At 50.5% G+C, this 5,630-nt stretch carries 2 tRNA genes and 3 rRNA genes; all 5 read left to right on the plus strand.

The features are described from left to right. The first annotated feature begins 136 nt into the window (after positions 1-136). The 5 genes from ACM5Q9_RS14215 (at position 137) to rrf (ending at position 5,614) form a co-directional block, all read left to right on the plus strand. Positions 137-1,682, plus strand: a 16S ribosomal RNA gene (locus ACM5Q9_RS14215). A 119-nt stretch (positions 1,683-1,801) separates the two neighbouring features. Beyond that, positions 1,802-1,878: transfer RNA gene (locus tag ACM5Q9_RS14220), tRNA-Ile, on the plus strand. A gap of 12 nt (positions 1,879-1,890) precedes the next feature. Next, a tRNA-Ala gene (locus ACM5Q9_RS14225) sits at positions 1,891-1,966 on the plus strand. A 461-nt stretch (positions 1,967-2,427) separates the two neighbouring features. Then, positions 2,428-5,299 (plus strand): 23S ribosomal RNA (locus ACM5Q9_RS14230). A 202-nt stretch (positions 5,300-5,501) separates the two neighbouring features. After that, a 5S ribosomal RNA gene (gene rrf / locus ACM5Q9_RS14235) occupies positions 5,502-5,614 on the plus strand. Together the 16S, 23S and 5S rRNA genes with 2 tRNA genes alongside form the textbook arrangement of a ribosomal RNA operon. Positions 5,615-5,630 lie beyond the last annotated feature (16 nt).

Below are 5,630 nucleotides of genomic sequence, written 5' to 3' on the forward strand. Positions count from 1 at the left end.
GCTGGTGATGCTAAATTTATACTTAAGCGCTCACTTGAAATGAAGAAGTAAGGTTTATACATATAAACGTTATTTTCTTTTGAGTGAAGCAGCGACCATTTACCATAAAACAGTAGATGGCAATTATACAGAGATTAAACTGAAGAGTTTGATCCTGGCTCAGATTGAACGCTAGCGGGATGCCTTACACATGCAAGTCGAACGGCAGCGGGAAAGTAGCTTGCTACTTTTGCCGGCGAGTGGCGAACGGGTGAGTAATGTATCGGAACGTGCCCAGTAGCGGGGGATAACTGGCCGAAAGGTCAGCTAATACCGCATACGCCCTACGGGGGAAAGGGGGGGATTCTTCGGAACCTCTCACTATTGGAGCGGCCGATATCGGATTAGCTAGTTGGTGAGGTAATGGCTCACCAAGGCGACGATCCGTAGCTGGTTTGAGAGGACGACCAGCCACACTGGGACTGAGACACGGCCCAGACTCCTACGGGAGGCAGCAGTGGGGAATTTTGGACAATGGGGGAAACCCTGATCCAGCCATCCCGCGTGTGCGATGAAGGCCTTCGGGTTGTAAAGCACTTTTGTCAGGGAAGAAAAGGTTCTGGCTAATATCCGGAACTGATGACGGTACCTGAAGAATAAGCACCGGCTAACTACGTGCCAGCAGCCGCGGTAATACGTAGGGTGCAAGCGTTAATCGGAATTACTGGGCGTAAAGCGTGCGCAGGCGGTTCGGAAAGAAGGATGTGAAATCCCAGGGCTCAACCTTGGAACTGCATTCTTAACTACCGGACTAGAGTATGTCAGAGGGGGGTAGAATTCCGCGTGTAGCAGTGAAATGCGTAGATATGCGGAGGAATACCGATGGCGAAGGCAGCCCCCTGGGATAATACTGACGCTCATGCACGAAAGCGTGGGTAGCAAACAGGATTAGATACCCTGGTAGTCCACGCCCTAAACGATGTCAACTAGCTGTTGGGCCCTTCGGGGCTTAGTAGCGTAGCTAACGCGTGAAGTTGACCGCCTGGGGAGTACGGTCGCAAGATTAAAACTCAAAGGAATTGACGGGGACCCGCACAAGCGGTGGATGATGTGGATTAATTCGATGCAACGCGAAAAACCTTACCTACCCTTGACATGTCTGGAATCCTTTAGAGATAGAGGAGTGCTCGCAAGAGAACCGGAACACAGGTGCTGCATGGCTGTCGTCAGCTCGTGTCGTGAGATGTTGGGTTAAGTCCCGCAACGAGCGCAACCCTTGTCATTAGTTGCTACCATTTAGTTGAGCACTCTAATGAGACTGCCGGTGACAAACCGGAGGAAGGTGGGGATGACGTCAAGTCCTCATGGCCCTTATGGGTAGGGCTTCACACGTCATACAATGGTCGGGACAGAGGGTTGCCAAACCGCAAGGTGGAGCCAATCTCAGAAACCCGATCGTAGTCCGGATTGCAGGCTGCAACTCGCCTGCATGAAGTCGGAATCGCTAGTAATCGCGGATCAGCATGCCGCGGTGAATACGTTCCCGGGTCTTGTACACACCGCCCGTCACACCATGGGAGTGGGTTTTACCAGAAGTAGTTAGCCTAACCGCAAGGAGGGCGATTACCACGGTAGGATTCATGACTGGGGTGAAGTCGTAACAAGGTAGCCGTATCGGAAGGTGCGGCTGGATCACCTCCTTTAAGAGCAGGTCCTTGTTCACGCCAAAGCGTCCACGCTTATCGGTTGTTAGTCACATTGCACAAGGCAATGGTACCCGCCTATCAGTTTGGTGGTTTCCTTTTTGGAAATACCAGCAGTTGGGTCAGTAGCTCAGTCGGTTAGAGCACCGTCTTGATAAGGCGGGGGTCGCTGGTTCGATTCCAGCTTGACCCACCAAACAGGTTTGTTGGGGGATTAGCTCAGCTGGGAGAGCACCTGCTTTGCAAGCAGGGGGTCGTCGGTTCGATCCCGTCATCCTCCACCAGGAATCTTGTGTGATAATCGTTGGTTGTTGTTTTTAAGTAAAATAACACTGGCGCGATTAACAAAAAAACATGCTATAATCTTTGGCTTACTTCAAAAAACGAGTAAGACTAAGACGGTAGAATGCAGTGTTCAGTTGTTTTGCAGTTTATGCAAAACCCCTGAAGATTGCACTTTACGAAGTGTAATGTTGGCTGTATATGTTCTTTAACAATTTGGAAGAAGCACAACAAAGTAATTCAACGGGTATGTTGGATTCCACCAGGAGTCCAGTATATGTCGATGAAAATACGGGTTGTGATTGCATTATATTTGAAGTTCTCAAATTCAAGACATCGCTAATTGATTAGTTAGCGATAACCTGGAAAATGATGAACGGCACACAAACGTGAAACTCAGCATGCTGTATCGTGATTTGAAAGGCGCGATGACAGCAAAAACCTATAGCCTTTAGTGTTATAGGATCAAGTGACTAAGTGCACATGGTGGATGCCTTGGCGATCACAGGCGATGAAGGACGTTATAGCTTGCGATAAGCTGCGGGGAGCTAGCAAATAAGCTTTGATCCGCAGATTTCCGAATGGGGAAACCCACTGCCTCTGGCAGTATCCTATCCTGAATACATAGGGATAGTGAAGCGAACCGAGTGAACTGAAACATCTAAGTAACTCGAGGAAAAGAAATCAACCGAGATTCCGAAAGTAGCGGCGAGCGAAATCGGAGCAGCCTGGACGAGATAGCGCAATGTATAGTCGAACGGAATGGAAAGTCCGGCCGTAGCAGGTGATAGCCCTGTAGACGAAATGCGTTGCGTGGTACTAAGCGTCGAATAAGTAGGGCGGGACACGTGAAATCCTGTTTGAATATGGGGGGACCATCCTCCAAGGCTAAATACTCGTGATCGACCGATAGTGAACCAGTACCGTGAGGGAAAGGCGAAAAGAACCCCGGAAGGGGAGTGAAATAGATCCTGAAACCGTGTGCATACAAACAGTAGGAGCGGGCTTGTCCCGTGACTGCGTACCTTTTGTATAATGGGTCAGCGACTTACATTCAGTGGCAAGCTTAACCGAATAGGGAAGGCGTAGCGAAAGCGAGTCCGAATAGGGCGATTTAGTCGCTGGGTGTAGACCCGAAACCAGGCGATCTATCCATGGTCAGGTTGAAGGCACGGTAACACGTGCTGGAGGACCGAACCCACTAATGTTGAAAAATTAGGGGATGAACTGTGGATAGGGGTGAAAGGCTAAACAAGCCTGGAAATAGCTGGTTCTCTCCGAAAACTATTTAGGTAGTGCCTCGTGTATTACTGCCGGGGGTAGAGCACTGTTATAGCTAGGGGGTCATGGCGACTTACCAACCTATGGCAAACTCCGAATACCGGCAAGTACAGCACGGGAGACAGAGCACTGGGTGCTAACGTCCAGACTCAAGAGGGAAACAACCCAGACCGCCAGCTAAGGTCCCCAAAATTGGCTAAGTGGGAAACGAAGTGGGAAGGCATAGACAGTCAGGAGGTTGGCTTAGAAGCAGCCATCCTTTAAAGAAAGCGTAATAGCTCACTGATCGAGTCGTCCTGCGCGGAAGATGTAACGGGGCTAAGCCAGTTACCGAAGCTGCGGGTGTATGATTTATCATACGCGGTAGGAGAGCGTTCTGTAAGCCTGTGAAGGTGTCTGGAGACGGATGCTGGAGGTATCAGAAGTGCGAATGCTGACATGAGTAGCGATAAAGGGAGTGAAAAGCTCCCTCGCCGTAAGTCCAAGGTTTCCTGCGCAACGTTCATCGGCGCAGGGTGAGTCGGCCCCTAAGGCGAGGCAGAGATGCGTAGCTGATGGGAAGTTGGTTAATATTCCAACACCATTGTTGAATGCGATGGGGGGACGGATTGCGAAATGTGATCGGGTGATTGGTTGTACCCGTTGCTGGTATCGAGAAGGTGGTTAGGTAAATCCGGCCGCAGGATTCAAGATATTGGCTCGAAGCGAACTTGTTCGCGAAGTCATAGGAAGTGGTCCCAGGAAAAGCCTCTAAGCTTCAGTTCAACAATGACCGTACCGCAAACCGACACAGGTGGACGGGATGAATATTCCAAGGCGCTTGAGAGAACTCAGGAGAAGGAACTCGGCAAATTAATACCGTAACTTCGGGAGAAGGTATGCCCTAGTAGCGTGTTAAAGCGCGAATGGGCCGCAGAGAAATGGTGGCTGCGACTGTTTATTAAAAACACAGCACTCTGCTAACACGAAAGTGGACGTATAGGGTGTGACGCCTGCCCGGTGCTGGAAGGTTAAGTGATGGTGTGCAAGCACTTGATCGAAGCCCCAGTAAACGGCGGCCGTAACTATAACGGTCCTAAGGTAGCGAAATTCCTTGTCGGGTAAGTTCCGACCTGCACGAATGGCGTAACGATGGCCACACTGTCTCCTCCTGAGACTCAGCGAAGTTGACATGGTTGTGATGATGCAATCTCCCCGCGGCTAGACGGAAAGACCCCATGAACCTTTACTGTAGCTTTACATTGAATTGTGAACCGGCCTGTGTAGGATAGGTGGGAGGCGTTGAAGTAGTGTCGCTAGATGCTATGGAGCCATCCTTGAAATACCACCCTGGTTTGTTTGCGGTTCTAACCTAGGCCCGTTATCCGGGTTGGGGACAGTGTATGGTGGGCAGTTTGACTGGGGCGGTCTCCTCCTAAAGTGTAACGGAGGAGTTCGAAGGTACGCTAGGTACGGTCGGAAATCGTGCTGATAGTGCAATGGCATAAGCGTGCTTGACTGTGAGACTGACACGTCGAACAGGTGCGAAAGCAGGACATAGTGATCCGGTGGTTCTGAATGGAAGGGCCATCGCTCAACGGATAAAAGGTACTCTGGGGATAACAGGCTGATACCACCCAAGAGTTCATATCGACGGTGGTGTTTGGCACCTCGATGTCGGCTCATCTCATCCTGGGGCTGTAGCCGGTCCCAAGGGTATGGCTGTTCGCCATTTAAAGAGGTACGTGAGCTGGGTTTAAAACGTCGTGAGACAGTTTGGTCCCTATCTGCCGTGGGCGTTGGATACTTGACGGAGCCTGCTCCTAGTACGAGAGGACCGGAGTGGACGTACCGCTGGTGTATCGGTTGTCATGCCAATGGCATTGCCGAGTAGCTACGTACGGAAGAGATAACCGCTGAAGGCATCTAAGCGGGAAACTCGTCTGAAGATTAGGTATCCCGGGGGCTAGACCCCCCTGAAGGGTCGTTCGAGACCAGGACGTTGATAGGTCAGGTGTGTAAGTGCAGTAATGCACTCAGCTAACTGATACTAATTGCCCGTGCGGCTTGATCCTATAACTCTGCAGGTTATAACCCCTGCTGAATATAGCGTTCGAGTGTCGTTCAAAAATCAAATCGTGTCCCATGCAAGAGTTCACACTCACATGGCCACGTCAATCCCAACACCACAAACTCATCGCAAACCCCAAATTACCCAACCTGTGCTTCTTCCAAATTGCTAACTGCATACACAGCAGTAAGCCATACCAGCTTACGCTTGACGACCATAGCAAGGTGGACCCACTCCTTCCCTTCCCGAACAGGACAGTGAAACGCCTTCGCGCCGATGATAGTGGATGGACATCCGTGAAAGTAGGTCATCGTCAGGCTCTTTATTCCTGAAAA

It is taken from the genome of Advenella sp. RU8, from assembly GCF_048381675.1.
GTDB lineage: Bacteria > Pseudomonadota > Gammaproteobacteria > Burkholderiales > Burkholderiaceae_B > Advenella.